The 17,985-nt window shown below is 74.8% G+C and carries 16 protein-coding genes; 4 read left to right on the forward strand and 12 right to left on the reverse strand.

The window, feature by feature from the left end; genetic code table 11:
* Positions 1–17: 17 nt before the first annotated feature.
* The gene (locus AB0K34_RS22835) at positions 18–2,600 is read right to left on the reverse strand and encodes a phosphoenolpyruvate carboxylase (protein ID WP_364550685.1); all 2,583 of its coding nucleotides are present in this window, start codon (positions 2,598–2,600) and stop codon (positions 18–20) included.
* Positions 2,601–2,804: 204 nt separating this feature from the next.
* Between AB0K34_RS22835 and AB0K34_RS22840 the strand changes: the two genes are divergently transcribed.
* The 4 genes from AB0K34_RS22840 (at position 2,805) to AB0K34_RS22855 (ending at position 7,244) form a co-directional block, all read left to right on the forward strand.
* On the forward strand, positions 2,805–4,397 hold the full coding sequence (locus AB0K34_RS22840) for an acyl-CoA carboxylase subunit beta (RefSeq protein WP_138641634.1): 1,593 nt from the start codon (positions 2,805–2,807) through the stop codon (positions 4,395–4,397).
* A gap of 28 nt (positions 4,398–4,425) precedes the next feature.
* Positions 4,426–4,668: an acyl-CoA carboxylase subunit epsilon gene (locus AB0K34_RS22845; RefSeq protein ID WP_138641635.1), complete on the forward strand. Its 243-nt coding sequence runs from the start codon at positions 4,426–4,428 to the stop codon at positions 4,666–4,668.
* A gap of 130 nt (positions 4,669–4,798) precedes the next feature.
* Positions 4,799–5,854: an NYN domain-containing protein gene (locus AB0K34_RS22850; protein ID WP_301175183.1), complete on the forward strand. Its 1,056-nt coding sequence runs from the start codon at positions 4,799–4,801 to the stop codon at positions 5,852–5,854.
* A 184-nt stretch (positions 5,855–6,038) separates the two neighbouring features.
* The gene (locus AB0K34_RS22855) at positions 6,039–7,244 is read left to right on the forward strand and encodes a YncE family protein (protein ID WP_364550687.1); all 1,206 of its coding nucleotides are present in this window, start codon (positions 6,039–6,041) and stop codon (positions 7,242–7,244) included.
* On the opposite strand, the gene AB0K34_RS22860 is transcribed toward AB0K34_RS22855, so the two are convergent.
* The 11 genes from AB0K34_RS22860 to AB0K34_RS22910 form a co-directional block, all read right to left on the reverse strand.
* Entirely contained in the window at positions 7,241–10,309 is a 3,069-nt protein-coding gene (locus AB0K34_RS22860; RefSeq protein WP_364550689.1) for a hypothetical protein, read from the reverse strand. The two genes, AB0K34_RS22855 and AB0K34_RS22860, sit on opposite strands and share 4 nt — an antisense overlap.
* Before the next feature lie 58 nt (positions 10,310–10,367).
* Positions 10,368–10,799, reverse strand: a complete 432-nt coding sequence (locus tag AB0K34_RS22865; RefSeq protein ID WP_364550691.1) for a pilus assembly protein TadG-related protein — start codon at positions 10,797–10,799, stop codon at positions 10,368–10,370.
* Positions 10,796–11,251, reverse strand: a complete 456-nt coding sequence (locus AB0K34_RS22870; RefSeq protein WP_364550693.1) for a TadE family protein — start codon at positions 11,249–11,251, stop codon at positions 10,796–10,798. Before AB0K34_RS22870 ends, AB0K34_RS22865 begins: the two co-directional genes overlap by 4 nt.
* Complete coding sequence (locus AB0K34_RS22875; RefSeq protein ID WP_301175178.1) at positions 11,248–11,697, reverse strand: TadE family protein; 450 nt, start codon at positions 11,695–11,697, stop codon at positions 11,248–11,250. Before AB0K34_RS22875 ends, AB0K34_RS22870 begins: the two co-directional genes overlap by 4 nt.
* 5 nt (positions 11,698–11,702) lie before the next feature.
* Entirely contained in the window at positions 11,703–11,924 is a 222-nt protein-coding gene (locus tag AB0K34_RS22880; RefSeq protein ID WP_301175177.1) for a hypothetical protein, read from the reverse strand.
* Between the two features lie 52 nt (positions 11,925–11,976).
* Entirely contained in the window at positions 11,977–12,894 is a 918-nt protein-coding gene (locus AB0K34_RS22885) for a type II secretion system F family protein (protein WP_364550696.1), read from the reverse strand.
* On the reverse strand, positions 12,891–13,883 hold the full coding sequence (locus AB0K34_RS22890; RefSeq protein ID WP_364550698.1) for a type II secretion system F family protein: 993 nt from the start codon (positions 13,881–13,883) through the stop codon (positions 12,891–12,893). Before AB0K34_RS22890 ends, AB0K34_RS22885 begins: the two co-directional genes overlap by 4 nt.
* Positions 13,884–13,917: 34 nt before the next feature.
* The gene (locus AB0K34_RS22895; RefSeq protein ID WP_364550700.1) at positions 13,918–15,219 is read right to left on the reverse strand and encodes an ATPase, T2SS/T4P/T4SS family; all 1,302 of its coding nucleotides are present in this window, start codon (positions 15,217–15,219) and stop codon (positions 13,918–13,920) included.
* Positions 15,220–16,116 (reverse strand): hypothetical protein, encoded by an 897-nt coding sequence (locus AB0K34_RS22900; protein ID WP_364550702.1) that lies wholly within the window; start codon positions 16,114–16,116, stop codon positions 15,220–15,222.
* A gap of 2 nt (positions 16,117–16,118) precedes the next feature.
* Positions 16,119–17,015, reverse strand: coding sequence for a hypothetical protein (locus AB0K34_RS22905; RefSeq protein ID WP_301175172.1), 897 nt, complete (start codon positions 17,013–17,015; stop codon positions 16,119–16,121).
* Positions 17,016–17,275: 260 nt separating this feature from the next.
* On the reverse strand, positions 17,276–17,980 hold the full coding sequence (locus AB0K34_RS22910; protein ID WP_301175171.1) for a TetR/AcrR family transcriptional regulator: 705 nt from the start codon (positions 17,978–17,980) through the stop codon (positions 17,276–17,278).
* Positions 17,981–17,985 lie beyond the last annotated feature (5 nt).

The following is a 17,985-nucleotide window of genomic DNA, read 5'->3' on the forward strand; positions in this document are numbered from 1 at the left end:
AGCCGATTCTGCCCCGGTCAGCCGGTGTTCTGGAGGCCCGCGGCGACGCCGTTGACCGACAGGAGGAGCACTTCTTCCAGGTGGGCGCGCTCGTCGTCGTTCTCCACGCCCGCGCGGAGGGCCTTCAGGGCCCGCAGTTGCAGGTGGGAGAGGGCGTCCACGTACGGGTTGCGCAGCTCGACGGCGCGGGACAGGACGCGGCGGTTCTCCAGGAGGCGCTCGTGGCCGGTCACCGCGAGCACCAGGCGCCGGGTGCGGTCGTACTCGGCCAGGACGGTCTCGGAGAGTTCGGGCCGCTCGCCCAGGGCCAGGTAGCGCTCGGCGATCGCCCGGTCGGACTTGGCGAGGCTCATCTCGGCGTTGTCGAGGAGGGTGTTGAACAGCGGCCACGCCTCGTACGCCTCGCGGAGCTCGGCGAGGTCGCGGCCGTCGTCGGAGACGGCGGCGAGGCCGCTGCCGAGGCCGTACCAGCCGGGCAGGTTGACGCGGGTCTGCGTCCAGGCGAACACCCAGGGGATGGCGCGCAGGTCCTCCAGGCCGCGGGCGGCCTTGCGGCGGGCGGGACGGGAGCCGATGCGCAGCTCGGAGATCTCTTCGAGGGGGCTCACCCGGGCGAACCAGACGGCGAAGTCCGGGGTCTCGATGAGGGCGCGGAACGCCGACCGCGCCGCGTCGCTGATCTTGTCGGCGAGCGGGCGGAACCGGGCGGCGGCCTCGCGGGCGCGGTCCTGCACGGGATCGGTCGAGGCGAGGAGGACCGCGCTGGTCACCTGCTCGACGTGGCGGCGCGCGATCTCGCGGTGCCCGTAGCGGGCGAAGATGACCTCGCCCTGCTCGGTGACCTTGAACCGGCCCGCGACCGAGCCGGGCGCCTGCGCGAGGATCGCGCGGTTCGCGGGGCCGCCGCCGCGGCCGAGGGAGCCGCCACGTCCGTGGAACAGCGTGAGCTTGATGTCGTGGCGGGCCGCCCACGCCGCGAGGGCCTCCTGCGTGTCGTACAGGCGGAGGGTCGCGCTGGTCGGGCCGAGCTGCTTGGCGGAGTCGCTGTAGCCGAGCATGACCTCCAGGCGGCGGCCGGTGTCGTCCAGGCGGCGCCGCACGGCGGGGATCTCCAGCATCCCGTCCAGGACGGCCGGGGCGTGCTCCAGGTCCTCGCCGGTCTCGAACAGCGGGATGACGTCCAGCACCGGCGCCCCCTCGCCGAGGGACTCGGCAAGGGCGTGCACGTTCGCGATGTCCTGGGCGGAGCGGGTGAACGAGACGATGTAGCGGTGGCAGGCGCGGACGCCGAAGCGCCGCTGGATCCAGGCGACGACCCGGAGAGTCTCCAGGATCTCCTCGGTCATCTCCGAGCGCTCGCCGTCGAGCTCGGCGAGGGCCCGCTCGTGCAGCTCGGAGTGCTGGCGGATCTCCAGCTCGGCGAGGTGGAAGCCGAACGTCTCGACCTGCCAGATCAGCTGCTGGACGCGCCCGTACGCCTGCCGGACGGCGCCCGCGGCGGCGAGGGAGTCCTGGACGGCGCGCAGGTCGGCGAGCAGCTCCTCCGGGGACGCGTAGGCCAGGTCGGCGTTGCGCTCCCGCGTCGCGGCGATGCGGGCGGCGGCGTGCAGCAGGAGCTGGCGGTGCGGCTCGCCCGGGGAGCGCTTGGCGATCTCCGCGATCAGGCCCGGCTGCGCGGTGCGGGCGGCGGCGAGGGCGTCCAGCAGGCCGGGCGAGGCGGGCGTGGTCGTCTCGTGGACGGTCAGCTCCCGGCCGATCCGGGCGGTCGCGTTCTCCAGCGCGTGCAGGACGTGCTCGGCCTGGATCATCACGGCGTCCCGGGTGACCTGCGCGGTGACGTAGGGGTTGCCGTCGCGGTCGCCGCCGATCCAGCTGCCGAACCGCAGGTACGGGTGCGCCTTCGGGGGCCGGGTGCCGGTCTCCGCGCCGTCGAGCGCGCGGTCCAGCGCCCGGTAGATGTGCGGGACGACCCGGAAGATCGTCTCGTCGAACGCGGCCATCGCGGTGCGCACCTCGTCCAGCGGGTCGAGCTGGGTGTGCCGGCGCAGCGCCGTCCGCCACAGCAGGTCGATCTCCTCGCGGAGGCTGCGCTCGGTCTCCTCCCGCTCCGACGCGCCGGGCGCCTCGTTCAGCCGGGTCAGCAGGTCGCTGATCCGCTGGATCGCGGTGACCACGGCGCGGCGGCGCGCCTCGGTCGGGTGCGCGGTGAAGACGGGCCGGAACTCCAGGCCCTCGACGATCTCCGCCGGCCGGCCGTCGCCGGAGGCGCGGATCTCCTCGATCGCGGCGGCCACCGACCCCGGCACGGTGTCGCCGGTGTCGCGCTCCCGCAGCGTCCGGATGCGGTGGTGCTCCTCGGCGAGGTTCGTCAGGTGGAAGTACACGGTGAAGGCGCGGGCCACCAGCCCGGCGCGCTCCAGCGTCCAGCCGTCGACGAGCGCGGCGACCTCGTCGATGCCGGTCTCGCCGCGGCGCGCCGCGATCACGGCGTGGCGGAGCCGTTCGACGTCGTCCAGCAGCTCTTTCCCGCCGTACTCCACGAGCCCGTCGCCGAGCATCGCGCCCAGCAGCCGGACGTCGCGGCGCAGCGGCTCGGGCATGTCCTGCCGAAAAGTGTCACGGGGCCTCCTTCGTCGGCCCCCTGACACCTGGTGTGCTCTGCTCATTGGTGCCCTCGCTGCGCTCGGTCACGTGTCTTCGTAGCCACCCGACCAAGCCTAACGAGCGAGGCCGGGGCGGGGTTCGTCCCGGTCACCGGCACCCGGCCGCAAGAGCCGCATCAGTCGCCGGTTACCCTGACCGGCATGGCGACGGAAGCCCCTGAGCCCCCCGTGGACTACGACCTCCACACCACGGCGGGGAAGATCGCGGACCTGGAGCGGCGGCGCTACGAGGCGGTGAACGCCGGATCCGCGCGCGCCGTGGAGAAGCAGCACGCCAAGGGCAAGATGACGGCCCGGGAGCGGATCGACGCGCTGCTCGACCCCGGTTCGTTCGTGGAGTTCGACGAGATGGCGCGGCACCGCTCCACCAACTTCGGGATGGAGAAGAACCGGCCCTACGGCGACGGCGTCGTCACCGGCTACGGCACGGTGGACGGGCGCCCGGTCGCGGTGTTCAGCCAGGACTTCACCGTCTCCGGCGGATCGCTGGGCGAGGTCTTCGGCGAGAAGATCTGCAAGGTCATGGACCACGCGATCAAGACCGGCTGCCCGGTGATCGGGATCAACGACTCCGGCGGCGCGCGGATCCAGGAGGGCGTGGTCGCGCTCGGCCTGTACGCGGAGATCTTCAAGCGGAACGTGCACGCCTCCGGCGTCATCCCGCAGATCTCGCTGGTCATGGGCCCGTGCGCGGGCGGCGCGGTGTACTCCCCGGCGATCACCGACTTCATCGTCATGGTCGACCAGACGTCCCACATGTTCATCACCGGCCCCGACGTGATCAAGACGGTCACCGGTGAAGAGGTCACGATGGAGGAGCTGGGCGGGGCGCACTCGCACAACTCCAAGTCCGGCGTCGCCCACTACCAGGGGTCGGACGAGGACGACGCGATCGAGTACGTCAAGGCGCTGCTGTCGTACCTGCCGTCCAACAACCTGTCCGACGCGCCCGCGTTCGACGTGCCGGTGGACGTGACCGAGCTGGACGAGGAGCTCGACACCCTCATCCCCGACTCGCCGAACCAGCCCTACGACATGCACACCGCGATCGAGCGGGTGCTGGACGACGGCGAGTTCCTGGAGGTCCAGGAGCAGTTCGCGCCCAACATCATCGTCGGGTTCGGCCGCGTCGAGGGCCACTCGGTCGGCATCGTCGCGAACCAGCCGATGCAGTTCGCCGGGACGCTCGACATCGACGCGTCCGAGAAGGCCGCCCGGTTCGTCCGGACCTGCGACGCCTTCAACATCCCGGTGCTGACCTTCGTGGACGTCCCCGGCTTCCTGCCCGGCACCGACCAGGAGTGGAACGGCATCATCCGGCGCGGCGCGAAGCTGCTGTTCGCCTACGCCGAGGCCACCGTCCCGCTCGTCACGATCATCACGCGGAAGGCGTACGGCGGCGCCTACGACGTCATGGGGTCCAAGCACCTCGGCGCCGACATCAACCTGGCGTGGCCGACCGCGCAGATCGCGGTGATGGGCGCGCAGGGCGCGGTCAACATCCTGTACCGGCGCGAGCTGGCCGCCGCGGACGACCCGGACGCCCGCCGCGCCGAGCTGATCACCGAGTACGAGGACACGCTCGCCAACCCCTACATCGCGGCCGAGCGCGGCTACGTCGACAACGTGATCAAGCCGTCGGAGACGCGCGGGCAGGTCGTGCGGGCGCTGCGGTCGCTGCGCGAGAAGCGCAAGACGCTGCCGCCGAAGAAGCACGGGAACATCCCGCTGTGACCCGGACTCTCCTGGAAGGCCGGTTTTCGTGAGCTCCGAGCAGAAGCCGTTCCTGCAGATCGTCCGGGGCGACCCGGGGCCGGAGGAGATCGCCGCGCTCGTCGCCGTGCTGACCGCCCGCGCGCAGGCCGCGGCGGCGGCGCGGGACGGCGGCGGCCCGGCCCGCCCGTCCCGGTGGGCGGACCGGTCACGGCTCGTCCGCAACACGTTCGCGGGCGACCTCGGGCCGCGCGGCCCGGGTGCCTGGCGGGCGAGCGCCCTACCGCGCTGACCTGCCCGATGAGCCGCGGCGCGGCCCGCCCGCGGCGGGCCGCGCGCCGACTCCCCGCGGACCGCCCGTAGCGAGATGTAACCGTGGTTCGCACCCAGTGGGGGCCTCCGCACGAATAAGGTGGAAGGCCATGGCCACCTCGGAGTACGTTGCCCAGCCCGCGCGATACGCCATCTTCGTCGACGCGGGATACCTTTACGCGGCCTCCGGTGCGCTGCTGCTCGGCTGCGGATCCCGGCGCGAGTACCGGGTCGCCGCCGAGAAACTGATCAAGGCGCTGACCGACCACGCCGACGGGCAGCGGCGCGGCGAGCTGCTGCGGGTGTACTGGTTCGACGCCGCGCCGAAGAAGCAGCCGACGGTCGACCAGCGCGTGATCGCCAACCTGCCGCTGGTGAAGCTGCGGCTCGGCAATCTGAACGCGCAGGGCCAGCAGAAGGGCGTGGACGCGCAGCTGCGCGCCGACCTGGAGGCCCTGGCCCGGCACCGCGCGATCACCGACGCGGTGCTGCTGGCCGGCGACGAGGACATGCTGCCCGCCGTGGAGGCCGCGCAACGCTACGGCGTCCGCGTGCACCTGTGGGGCGTCGAGCCGACGCACGGCTCCAACCAGGCCGAATGGCTGGTGTGGGAGTCCGACACCGTCGAGGTGCTGCCCGCCGAGTTCCTGCGCCCGTACTTCACCAAGGCCAAGGTGCTGCCGGTGCCCGCCCCGGGCAGCGCCGCCGCCGTCCGGGACGCCGCGGCCGCCGCGCAGCGCGCGAACCCCGTCCCGTCCCCGTCCCAGGTGTTCGCGGGCAAGCCCCCGTCGGTGAAGCCGGTCCCCGCCGCCGTCCGCGCGACCGTCCCGGTCCCGGGCGCCGCGACCCCCGCCACCGTCGCCGCCTCGCTGAACTCCACCGCCGCCCAGACCGACGGCAAGCTCGGCCCCGACCGCGACCACATGCTGGAGATAGGCGAGCACGTCGCCCAGAAGTGGATCTTCGAGCGCGGCCGCGACAACATCCGCGACCTGCTCCCCGGCCCCATCCTGCCGCCCGTCATCGACAAGGAACTGCTGATCGAGGCCGAGAAGGAGCTGGGCTCCTCCCTCCGCCCCTACCAGGAGGCCCGCACCTGGCTCCGCGACGGCTTCTGGGAACGCGTCTACCGCGAGTTCGGCATAGGGATCGGTACCTCCGACTGACCGGCGCCTGGAGCGGAGCGCCAGCGGAGCGGAAGGCGACGGGCAGTCGGAGCCCCTCGGGGGTGTGGGGGTCGTCCCCCACAGGCAACAGCGACTGACCGGCGCGCGACTCACGGACAGGCGTCGGTAGATACGTTTTGCTGTTGGGCGGACACTGAGCGTCGTCGGTCGGTAGGGTCCGGCCGTGATGCGGGCACGAGCACGGGCCGCCGCGCTGCCGTTCGCCGCGGCCCTCACGATGGCGTCCGGGGTGCTGGCCGGGTGCGAGTCGCCCGTGCCGTTCCACCGTCCCGCGGAGCCGTCCGCGGACGATCCCGTGGTGGGGCTGGGCGGGCCGGCGCCGTACCAGCGGGTGCGGCCGGACGGGAAGCGCGGCGCGGCCGATCCCGGCGGGGTGGCGCTCGCGCCGGCGGGCGGCCGGGTGTACGCCGCGACCGGGCCCGGCATGATCGCGCCGAACGCGCGCGGGCTGCCGCCGCGGATCTACGTCGCGAACGGGCGGTACATCGACGTGGTCGATCCCGCCGCGGCCCGGGTCGTCGGGCGGTACCGCACGGGGGCGGCGGCGTCGCGGGTGGTGCCGTCGTGGGATCTGCGGCGGCTGTGGGCGGCCGACCGGCGGCGCGGCCTGCTCGTCCCGATCCGGCCGCACGGCGGGCGGCGCGGGCGGCCGGTGCGGGTCCCCGGTCCGGCCGGGCTGTACTTCACGCCGGACGGGCGGGACGCCCTCGTCCCGGCGCACCGGCCCCGCCGTATCGACGTGCGCGACCCGCGCACGATGGCGTTGCGCGCGTCGGTGCCGATGCCGTGCTCGGCGGGCCACGCCGACTTCTCCCTGCGCGGCCGTTCCCTGGTCGCGACGTGCACGGCCGCCGGTGAACTGGCACTTGTCGATCTGGCGGGGCGGCGCGTCGCGGGGACGCTGCGGCTCCCGGAGGGGGCGCGGCCCGGTGATCTGCGGCTGTCGCCCGACGGCACCGTGTTCCTCGTCGCGGACGCGGCGCAAGGCGGGGTGTGGCTGGTCGACGCAAGGCGGTTCGCCCTGCTGGGGTTCGTCCGGACCGCGCCGGGCGCCCGCGGCCTCGCGGTCAGCCGCGACGCGCGGCGGCTGTTCGTGGTGGGCGACGGCACGCTGACCGCCGTCGACTTCCGCACGCGGCGCGTGGTGTCCCGGTGGCCGCTGCCCGGCGGCGGCTCCCCTGTACCGGGCGGCGTGTCGTCGGACGGGACGAGGCTGTGGCTCGCCGACCCCGCCGGGATCGTCTACGCCGTGTCCACCCGCACCGGCCGCGTCCTGCGGACGGTGCGGGTCGGTGGCCGTCCGGTGGGGCTGTGCGTCCACCCGCAGCCGGGCCGGTACTCGCTCGGCGGCACCGGCCTCTACCGCTAGCGCGACCCGACGCGGTGCCAGTCGGGGACGAGCTCCTCCACCAGGGCCTCCGTCTCCGGCTGGAGCTGGTCGAGGTAGGGGTCGCGGGCGATGCGGGAGCGCAGCTCGTCCACGACCACCCGGACCTGCGCGACGTCACCGGTCGCGTGGGTCGCGCGGAGCAGGTCGCGCCACAGGCCCTCGTCGTCGGACGCGAGCCGCAGCCCGGCGCGGGCGGCGCTCACGGCGCCGCGCGGGTCGCCCTCCTCCAGCCGCAGCACGACGAGCCGGTGCGCGACGTCGATGATCCGCGCGGGCGTCTCGTACTCCAGGTCGTGGTTCGCCAGCCACGCGTACCGGCCGCGGGGCCGGTCGGCGAGCAGCGGGCCGCGGACGAGGTCCAGCGCGTACGCCATGTAGGCGGTCTCGGACGCGGGTTCGGCCGCCGACCGCCACACCAGCCAGCGGAACACGGCGATGTCGACCCGCACCTCCGAGCCGAGCCGGATCCGGCCGCGCTCGTCGTGGTACAGGTTGGGGCGGCCCCGCGCGTCCCGGCCGAGCCAGTCCGACACGCGGGCCACGGTCGCGTCGCGGACGCCGGCGCTGGCGCCGCGCGGCCACACCGCGCCGGACAGCACCGTCGGGTGGACGCCCTCCGGGTGCGCGGCGAGGAACACCAGCACCTCGGTGCAGAGCTCGCGGCGGCTCTCGTCCATCGGCCCCGGCGCGTCGACCTCGATGGGGCCGAGCAGCCGGATGTCGACCGAGGACTGCTGCGCCGTCGGCGGCTCGGCGCCGCCCGCCAGGCCGGGCAGCTGCACGGATTCGAGCCGCCCGGCGGTGCGGAACAGCTCGAACACGCCGCGGTAGTCGTCGTCGCGGACGAGCTGCGCCTCGACGTCGAAGCCGAGCACGCCGGCCTGGAGGCGGCCGGCGGCGTCGACGTCCCAGGTCCAGGTGGCGCCCTGCACGTCGCCGGGGACGATGTAGCCGGCGGCCATCCGGGTGCCGGTGCGGGCGAGCGCGACGAGCCGGTCGGCCTCCTGCTCGTCGGGGCGGTCCGCCATGATCAGGTAGTGCGGCATCCACGCCTCGCCGAACACGCCGCGGCAGCGTCCGGTGAGCACGGAGTCGACGCCGGACGCGGCGAGCGCCTGCCGCACCTCCTCGCTGCGTCCCTCCAGCTCCGGCAGCGCGTCGTGCAGGGTCGGGACGGCGCGGACGCGGTCGGGGGCGATCTCGGTGAGGCCCTCGCCCAGCTCGGCGCCGAACCCGACGAGCGTGATCCGCATGTGGTCGGACCAGCGGTTGGTGGCCAGTTCCAGCGCGATCGCCGACAGGGCGGCGCGGCGGGCGTCCTCGTCGCCGCGCAGCGCGATCAGCCCGTGCGCGGCCTCCAGGTCGACGAGGATGCGGCCGTTGGCGTTGGTGCCGATCGACACGAGGCCCGGGTAGGGGGCGAGGACGTCGCCGAGGTCGGACGCCTCCAGCATGGGCAGCGCGTCGTCGCGCAGCCGCCACACCTGGCCGTCGTCGAACGCCTGCCAGGGGGCGGGCGGGTTGCGGTCGGCGGGCGCGATCCACAGGTCGAGGCTGCCGCGCCCGATGTGCACGCCGTAGACGGTGGGGAGCGCGCGGCCGCCCGCCGCCATCGACTTCGACATGTGCCGCAGCCCGAGGTCGAGGAGCGTGGCCGCGTCGTCGTCGGCGCCGATCCGCAGCGCCCGCTCCGCCTCGGCCGCCGCCCCCTCGGGCCGGACGACCATGTTCCCGAACGCGCGGTTCCACAGCTGGGTGCGGCGGCGCCGGCCGAGCACGCCGAGCAGCCCGGCGGCGATCAGCGACGCGGCGGCGAGGCCCTGCGGCCACCCGAGGTCGAACGCGGCGCCGGTGTCCTCCTGCTGCTGCCCGCCCTGGCCGGGGACGTCCGCGCCGCCGCTGCCGGCCTCGCCGCCCATCTCGCCGGACGGGCCTTCGGCGTGCGCGGGCGGGTGCGCGGGCTCCGACTCGCGCGGCGCCTGCTGCTCCGGCGTCTGGCTCCGCTGCGGCGCGGGGGTGTTCTCGGGCGCCGGGGTCTGCGTCGCGGGAGGCGCCTGCGAGGCCGGAGGCTGGGACGCGGGCGGCTGGGACGCTGGGGGCTGGCTCGCGGGGGGCTGGCTCGCGGGGGGCTGGGTGGGCTGCTGCTGCTTCGGCGGGGCCGGGGCGGGCTCGGGCGCGGGCTGCTCCGGCTCGTCCGGGACGGCGTGCCCGTACCGGAAGTAGTCGTTCAGGTCCTTGACCGGGACGACCTTCGCGCCCTTGGCGTCCGCCGGCATCTCCAGGATCCAGCCCGGACGGATCAGGCTCGCGATCGTCAGCCGCGTGCCGTCCGGCTGGATGTGGTTCTTGTTGAGGGCGTAGATCTCCTTGTAGCGGCGGCCCTCGCCGAGGCACTTCTCGGCGATCTCCCACAGGCTCTCGTGGTGCCGGCCCTCCGGCGGCTGCACCCGGTAGATCTTCGTGGTGGCGGACTTCTCCACCGGGTCGGCGGCGAGGTCGGCCGCGACCCGCTCGGCGGCGGCGGCCGGATGCTCCGGGGCGTCCGCCACCTGGCGGAACCCCTGCGCCTGCGGCTGCGCCTGCACGGGCGCCTCGGCGGCCGCGGCCGGGCGCTGGGAGAGCCCGGCGGCCGTGAACGCCGGCATGATCGTGGTGGTGGCGGTGAACAGCAGCAGCGCGGCCACGACGAGCCGGTGCACGAGCGACTGCGTGCCGCCCGCGAGCGGCACCCGCGCGGGCACGCCGACGCCCCGCACCCCCGCGTACACCTCGACGACGACGCACGCCGCGAGCTGCAGCCAGGCGAGCCACACCAGCGCGACCAGGATCGCGATCAGCGAGCCCGGCCCGACCTTCTGGGTGAGGTCGGACGCGGTCGGCAGGTGGTCGGGCAGCGGCGACCCGAACGCCGTGAACAGCGCGAACGGGACCCCGACGAGCAGTGCGGCCAGCGCGACGACCGCGCCGATCCCGGCCAGAACGTCGCCCGCGCTGCGGCGCCCGTTCACCCGGACGGGAGCCCGCCGACCATGCCGCGTCACCATCGCGTCCCTGCCGTTCCGCCGGAGGTCGCCCTCATCGTAGATGTGTCGTCGCGTTCGCTCACGGGCCCTCGTCTCCGGTGACCGGCCGGGCGGTGGCGCCGGCGGTCATCTGGAACTCGCCGAAGCCCGGGATGATCCCGAGGAGCTGCGGCCGCACGCTGATCTGAACGGAGACCGCGACCTCCTGCTCGTCGGCGTCGCACCGCGACGCGGTCACCCGGTCCGGGTAGGCGGCGAGCAGGTCGCACGCAGCCGCGCGGGCCCGGCCCGGGTCGAGGACGGGGTCGCCGGTCTCGCGCAGCGCGGCGTCGTCGATCTGGTTGGCGCCCGCCCGCGCCGCCTGCTCGGCCATGTCGGCGGCCCGCTGCCGGGCGTGGATGGCGAGGCCGCCGTCCACCAGCAGCCCCGCCAGCAGCAGGACGACCGGTGTGAACAGCACCGTGTACATCGCGATCGTGCCGCGGTCGTCCCCGCGCTCGACGGGCCTCATGGCGCGGTTCCCGGGTCGTCGGTGCCGCCCTCGTCCGTGCCGCGGTTGGTGAAGGTGTCGACGGGCGCGATCGCGTGGCCCTGCAGGCGCTTGCTGCCGGGCAGCCCGATGAACGCGAGGTCGCCGAGGTCGACGTCGCAGGTGACGGTCACGCCGACGCTCCCGCCGGGCCCCCAGTCGGACACGTCGGTCCGGACGACGGGGCCGCCCGAGCACCAGCCGGTGCCGCGCATCCCGGCGGCGGCGGTGTCGGCGGCGAGGTCCTGCGCGGACCCGGCGCTGCGGGCGATGGACGCGGCGCGGGCGGCGTCCCGGGCGGCGCCGTCCACCTGGCTCTTGGCGTCGACCATCCGGCCCGCGCCGGCGAGGAAGAGCAGGAACGCGATGAAGATGGGCGTGACCAGCACCATCTCCAGCGACATCGAGCCCCGCTCGGCGGCGCCGCCCGTCACGGCCCCGCTCCCCGCTGGCAGGCGGTGCCGGAGCCGACGTCCGGCCGGAAGCACTCGATCGGCCCCTGCGAGCGCTGCGACACGTGGAACGTCATGAACGGCACGACCTGGACGGCCTCGCCGCTGACCTCCACCCACCGCTCGTCGTTCTCCTCTCCCGCCCGCACCTGGAGGCCGCTCAGCAGGTCCGGGCCGATCTCGCGGACCGACCCGGCCGCCTTCGCGGTCGCCGCGCCCTCCCAGCCGCCGCCGACCGGGGAGGTCCGCGCGACGCGGGCGCCCGACTGCGCCGCGGCGAGCGCGACGTGCCGGGCGTGGAAGACCATGGCGAACTGCACGACGACGAGCATCACCAGGATGAGGATCGGCGTGAGCAGCGCCCACTCCATCGACGACACGCCGGCGTCGGACCGCAGGAGGGAGGCCGCTCGGTCCCGGGGCCGCATCGCGGTCAGCCCGTGTTGATGCTGTTGGCCTTGTCCTGGATCTTCTTCTGGATCACCGCGCCGATGGTGATCGCGATCAGCGCGAGGATCGCGGTGATGATCGCCCATTCGATCGCGGACGCGCCGCGGCTGCGGTCCTCCTCGGCGCGCAGCCGGGCCACCCGCGCGCCGAGCACGGCCCGCAGGTACAGGACGGACGGATGGTCCAGGGGGTTCAGCGGTTCCATTCGGACACCTCCACGGGGTTCGGGCACGGGCCCTGGGCTGCTGCGCGGCGGGTCATGACGCGAGCACCCGCATCAGGGCCGGGTAGGCGAGGAAGATCAGGAATCCGGCGCACAGGAACAGCTGCGCGACGAGCATCGACTGGGAGCGCTCGCCGGCCTTGCCCTCCAGCTCCGACAGCTCCCGGCTGCGCATGGACGCGGCGCGGGCGGCGAGCGACTTGCGGATCTGCGCGCCGTCGTCGGAGACGAGCGCGAGCGCCCCGGCGAGGTCGCGCAGCTCGGCGACGTCGAGCTCCTCGCCGAGCCGGCCGAGCGCCTGCCAGGGCGTCTGGCCGGTGATGCGGGCGTTGGACAGGGCGTCCCGGATGCGGTGCATGGCCCAGCCCTCGCCGACGTTCGACGCGGTCATCAGCGCCTCGGGGACGCCGCGACCGCCCGCGAGGTTCATCGAGACGAGGTCGAGGAACGCGCCGACGACGTGCCGGAAGTCCTGCCGGCGGGCCTGCGCCTCCTGCCGGAGCTGCATGTCGGGGTAGAAGAAGAACAGCACGGCGAACAGCACGCAGATCCACGCGGGGACGGCGACGGACGAGCCGAGCCCGAGCAGCGTGAAGTAGGCGAGGATCAGCGGGATGAACAGCAGCGCGCCCGCCGGGAGCAGGAACTTGGTGGCGAGGAACGCCTCCAGCGACCGCTCGGTGATCGCCAGGTCGGCGCGGACCGAGCGGAGCCGCCAGCCGCGCGACTCGCAGAGCTTCGCCAGCTCCCGGCCGATCTTGGCGCGCATCCCGCCGACGCGCTCCAGCGTCGGCGACATCCGGCCGAGCCGCTGCTCCTCCAGGTCGCGGCGGCGGGCGGCGTCGAGCGCGGCCATCCGCGCGGCGAGGCCGGGACGGGCCGGGAACAGCGCCCGGACCAGCACGTACAGGCCGAGGCCGACGACGGCGCCCGCGAGCATCGCACCGTTCACGCGGCGCCACCCCCTCCGGCGTCCATCGTGTGCCGGCCGCGCAGCGGCGGCTCCTGCGCGCCCTGCCGGCCGCCGTCGGAGCCCTGCCAGCCGGCGACCGTGCTCGGCACCTCGCCGGGCACGCCCGGCTCGGCCGTCCGGCGCGGCTCGCTGAGGAACCGCCCCGGCAGCTCGTAGCGCGCCAGCCGGCGCAGCCACAGGAACGCCGCCCCGTACAGCGCGACGACGATGCACAGGACGAGCTGCCCGAGGAAGTCGTCGTAGGGCTCGACGTAGGAGTGGTTGAACACGGCGAGCGCGAGCGCCGTCCCGACGGAGACGGCGACGACGATGCGGACGCTGCGCCGGGTGGCGCGCCGGTCGGCCTCGACGCGGCGCCGCATGTCGAGTTCGGCGCGGGCGGACGCCGCGAGGGCGCTCAGCATGTCGCGCAGGCCGGGGCCGCGCAGCTTGGCGTTCAGGATCAGCGCGGCGATCACCAGGTCGGCGGACGGGTCGTCGATGTCGTCGGCGAACCGGCGCAGCGCCTCCGGCATCGGGACGCGGGTGTGCAGCCGGTCGACGAGGTCGCGCAGCGGCTGCTGGAGGGCGGGCGCGGCGGCGCGCTGCGAGGCGGGGATGGCCTGTTCGAGGCCGACCGCGCCGGCGATCGTGTCGCGCAGCGACTCCGTCCAGCCGGCGAGGCCCTCCAGCCGCGCCATGCCCCGGCGCTCCTCGGCGGCGCCGCCCGCGAGGCCCTCCCAGGCGAGGACGAGCGCCCCGGTGCCGGCGGCGGCGATCGGCCACTGCGTCACGATCAGCACGAGGAAGCCGACGATGACGGCGACGGCCGTGCGGGTGGTGAGGGTGCGGACGAGGTCCTCGCGGCTGCGCCCGCGCGCGGGCCCGCGCCGCGGCGGCAGCCCGCGCAGCGCGACGACCAGCAGCAGGAGGCCGCCGCCGGCCACGGCGCCCGCGACGATGGCGAGGAGGACGTCCGGCGCGTACATCAGCGCTCACCCCCGGCCCTCACCAGGCACCCCGTCACCACGCACCTCCGGCGGCGGGGTCGTAGCCGTGCTCGGCCAGCTCGGCGGCGCACGCGATCGGCGCGGACGGCACGGCGAACCCGCCGGGGCCCAGCGCGAACACCTCCGACGACAGGACCCGCCCGTCCACGCCCGTGACCTCCCGGATGCTGGCCACGTAGCGGCGCAGCCGCCCGCCGGAGGCGTAGTCGTTGCGCTTCTCGATGAACACGACGAAGTCGATCGCGCCCGCGATCAGCATGTGCGTCGCCTCGACCGGCAGCCGCTCCTCCGACTGGATCGCGTACGTCGCGACGCGGTTGAACACCTCGACCGAGGAGTTCGCGTGGATCGTGGACAGCGACCCGTCGTTGCCCTGCGTCATCGCGTTCAGCATCGTGACGATCTCGTCGCCGAGCACCTCGCCGACGATCACGCGGGACGGGTTCATCCGCAGCGACCGGCGGACCAGCTCCGCCATCGAGATCGCGCCCTGCCCCTCGGAGTTCGGCAGGCGCTGCTCGAACGCGACGCAGTTCGGGTGCAGCTCGGGGAAGGCGTCCAGGCCGAGTTCGAGGGCGCGCTCGACGGTGATGAGCCGCTCGTGCGGCGGGATCTCGTTGGCGACGGCGCGCAGCAGCGTCGTCTTCCCCGCGTTCGTCGCCCCCGCGATCATGATGTTCTTGCGGGCGAGCACGGCGGCGCGGAAGAACTGCCCGATCTCCGGCGTGAACGTGCCGTTGCCGACCAGGTCGGCGAGGAACACCTTGCCGAGCCGGGCGCGGCGGATCGACAGCGCGGGGCGGACGGTCACGTCCATCACGGCCGACAGCCGCGAGCCGTCCGGCAGCCGCAGGTCGAGCTGCGGGTTCGCGGTGTCGAACGGGCGCGACGACAGCCCGCTGTAGGCGGCGAGGATCTGGATCAGCTCGACGAGCTCCTCGTCGCTCTCGGCGACCGGCTCGGCCATCACCTCGCGGCCGTCGGCGTAGCCGATGAACACCCGGTCGCAGCCGTTGATGTCGATGTTCTCGATCTCGGGGTCCTCGAGGAGCGGCTGGAGCCGGCCGACGCCGAACAGCGCGGCGTGCACCCCGGCGGCGAGCGCCTCCTCCTCTTCGGCGTTCGGCGGGCGCCGCCCGGAGGTGATCTCGCCGCGCGCGTACTCCTCCAGCACCTGGCCGATGAGCGCGCGGGCGAACTGCCGCTCGTCCTCGGCGGACATCGGCTGCAGCCCGTTCGCCGCGTCCAGCCGGCGCTGCTGCGCCAGCCGGTCGCCGACCTCCTGGCGGAGGCGTTTGACGAGCCCGTGGTCCATCTAGCGCCTCCCCTCCTGCGGAACGCCCGCCGGGACGTGCGCGGCCACCTCCGGGGGCGGCGCCATCGGCGCGGCGTGCGCCGGCCCGGTGGCGGTGATCCGGCCGGTGAGGTCGGCCGCGACCTCGCGCGCCGACCGGATGAGCAGCGACCGGTCCAGCCGGCCGCCCCACCGCCCGGACAGCAGCTCGGCGCCCTTCGGGTCGAGCGCGAGACCGCCGAGGACGGTCACGCCGGGCGGCGGCGGGCCCTGCCCCGGGTCGGGGGCCGGGACGCGGTTGCGCGCGATGATCCGGTCGACCTCGGCGACCGAGCCGCGGAAGTCGCGCGGGTCGGCGAGGACCAGCACCCCGATCGGCGGGCCGCCGCGCAGCTCCTCGGTGAGCGCGGTGACGCGCTCGCGCAGGTGCGCGACCTGCTCCAGGGTGGCGCGGGTGAGCAGGACGACGAGATCGGCCTCGCGCAGCAGGTCGAGCAGCGGGCCGCCCGCGCCGAGCCGGCCGCAGTCGGCGATCACGTCCACCGGGGCGAGCCCGGCGAACGCCCGGCCGAGCGGCCCCCACAGCCACGTCATCGCCTGCGCCTGCTCGGCGTTGGTGAGCCCGACGAGCACGTCGAGGCCGCCGACGAGCCGCTGGCAGTGCTCGGCGATCTGGTCGGGGCGCAGGCCGCGGCGGGCCGTCGCGGCGAGGCTGAGCAGCCCGCGGGACGGGTTCAGCATGCCGCCGTCGCCGTCGCCGCTGTCCGACGCGGCGGCGGGCAGCCGGTACACGAGGTCGCCGCCCGCCTGGTCGCACTCCGCGACCAGCACGGGCCGGGGCCACACGGCGCCGAGCGCGACCGCCGCGGTCGTGACGCCCGGCGCCCCCTTGTCGGCCGCGAGCGCGATGAGTGCCACCGTCAGTTACCGCCCGTGCCTGGGCCCGTGCCCGTCCCCTGGCGGGTGCCGCCCGTGCCGGGCGTGCCGCCGGTGTTCGGCGTCCCGCCGGGGACGGGATCGACGCCCCCGGTGCCGCCGGAGTCCTGGCGGGCGGGCTTCTTGGCCGGGGCCGGCTTCGTCCCGGGCGGCAGCAGCGCGAGCGCGACCGCGCCGGCGGAGGCCGCCTGCGCCACCTGCGGGGCGTCCGCCGGGAGGACGGCGACGTCCACGCTGGTCTGGTCGGAGCGGAGCCGGGTCGGGCCGCCGTCGTCGCGGCCGCCGATCCCGACCACGACGGCCTCCTGGGCGAGGACGGTGCCGGCGCGCGGGCCGCCGTTCTGCCCGCCGCCGACCGCGTAGAGGGTGACGCGGCTGCCCGGGACGACGTCCCCGGACGGCAGCTGGCCGGCCTTGAGCGCGAGCCCGACGATCACCCGCCCGCTCTCCGGGGCGGTCGCCGGGCTGATCATGCCGTTGGTCAGCAGCGCGCCCTTCACCAGCGGGACGGCCGCGATGTGCCGGGTGACCTTCGCCCGCTCCGTCCAGGCGAGGTACTGGATCCCGGTGTCGCCGATCTGGACCTCCTCCAGGGCGCTCGCCGGGATCGGCTGCCCGGCGGCGACCGGCTGCGCGACGCGGATCGCCGACACCCGCTCGCCGCTCGCCATCACCAGGTAGGCGCTGGCGAGGGCGCCGCCGAGGATCAGCAGCACCGCGAGGGCCGCCAGCGCGGGCTTGCGCTCGCGCGGTGAGGTGGGAAGCCGCTGCCCCCCGGAGGTGCCGAGCCCCGACCGGCCGAGCCCCGCGGTCCCGCCGGACGAGCCCGCCGCCCCGCCGCCGGAGATGGTCGACTGGTTGGCCTTCATCGCGCTGCCCACGCGCTCCTTCCCGCCCTTCCGCGGCCCCCCGTCCCAGGGATTCCGCGCATGCCGAGCGATCCATGCTTGCGGGGGCGGCAAGGTCCCGTCAATGGATTCGGTGAGGTGAAGCCGTTCCGTATCCGGGCGGACGGTGGTGACCTGCGAATTCTTTGGTCACATGGCTACTTACCACCAGTCACATGCGTCACTGACCACATGCTGGACACGTCCGTGGATGCCCCGTGAGACCGCGGGAGGCACGGAGAGGCCGGGCTGCGTCACGGTTCCAGGCCGACGAGGCGGCCGAGCAGGGACATGGAGTGGTCGAAGTAGGCGGACCGTTCCTCCTCGATCACGTTGTTGAATTGCCCGAACAATTCAAAGCTGACAGTTCCGTACAAGCCGGCCCATGCGGTGAAGGCCCGAGTCATCACGTCGTCGGGGAGATCCATGGGCAGCGCGGCGCGCGCGCGGGCCAGGTCGGCGGCGAGTGAGGGCGGCGCGGGCGGGAGCGGTCCTGCGGGGTCGAGCGCACCGGCGGCGTGCGCCTCGCTGATGATGCGCGTGAAGACCAGCGTGTCACGGACGGCTGCGGGGACAGTGTCCTGCGGCGCCGTGTAGCCGGGGACGGGCGACCCGTACAGCAGGGCGTACTCGTGCGGGTGTTCCAGGGCCCACCCCCGGACGGCCCTGCACACCGCGAGCCACCTTCCGGCGAAGTCGCCGGGGTCGGTCGCCGCGTCGGCGCGCTCGACGGCGTCCCCGACCGCGTTGTAGCCGTCGATGATCAGCGCGGTCAGCAGGTCGTCGCGGCTCGGGAAGTACCGGTAGATCGCCGACGACACCATGCCCATCTCGCGGGCGACCGCGCGCAGCGACAGGCCGGCCGCGCCCTCGGTGGCGAGCTGCCGCCGCGCGATCTCGGTGATCTCCCTGATCAGCTCGGCCCGCACCCGCTCGCGCGCCGTCCGTCCCGCGCTCATGCGGG

It is taken from the genome of Actinomadura sp. NPDC049382, from assembly GCF_040677125.1.
Classification (GTDB): domain Bacteria; phylum Actinomycetota; class Actinomycetes; order Streptosporangiales; family Streptosporangiaceae; genus Spirillospora; species Spirillospora geliboluensis.

Excerpts from the sequence above, each read along its gene's own strand:
- AB0K34_RS22835 (WP_364550685.1), bottom strand. The coding sequence starts at position 2,600 with ATGCCCGAGCCGCTGCGCCGCGACGTCCGGCTGCTGGGCGCGATGCTC.
- AB0K34_RS22840 (WP_138641634.1), top strand. The coding sequence starts at position 2,805 with ATGGCGACGGAAGCCCCTGAGCCCCCCGTGGACTACGACCTCCACACC.
- AB0K34_RS22850 (WP_301175183.1), top strand. The coding sequence starts at position 4,799 with ATGGCCACCTCGGAGTACGTTGCCCAGCCCGCGCGATACGCCATCTTC.
- AB0K34_RS22860 (WP_364550689.1), bottom strand. The coding sequence starts at position 10,309 with ATGGTGACGCGGCATGGTCGGCGGGCTCCCGTCCGGGTGAACGGGCGC.
- AB0K34_RS22865 (WP_364550691.1), bottom strand. The coding sequence starts at position 10,799 with ATGAGGCCCGTCGAGCGCGGGGACGACCGCGGCACGATCGCGATGTAC.
- AB0K34_RS22875 (WP_301175178.1), bottom strand. The coding sequence starts at position 11,697 with ATGCGGCCCCGGGACCGAGCGGCCTCCCTCCTGCGGTCCGACGCCGGC.
- AB0K34_RS22880 (WP_301175177.1), bottom strand. The coding sequence starts at position 11,924 with ATGGAACCGCTGAACCCCCTGGACCATCCGTCCGTCCTGTACCTGCGG.
- AB0K34_RS22890 (WP_364550698.1), bottom strand. The coding sequence starts at position 13,883 with ATGTACGCGCCGGACGTCCTCCTCGCCATCGTCGCGGGCGCCGTGGCC.
- AB0K34_RS22895 (WP_364550700.1), bottom strand. The coding sequence starts at position 15,219 with ATGGACCACGGGCTCGTCAAACGCCTCCGCCAGGAGGTCGGCGACCGG.
- AB0K34_RS22910 (WP_301175171.1), bottom strand. The coding sequence starts at position 17,980 with ATGAGCGCGGGACGGACGGCGCGCGAGCGGGTGCGGGCCGAGCTGATC.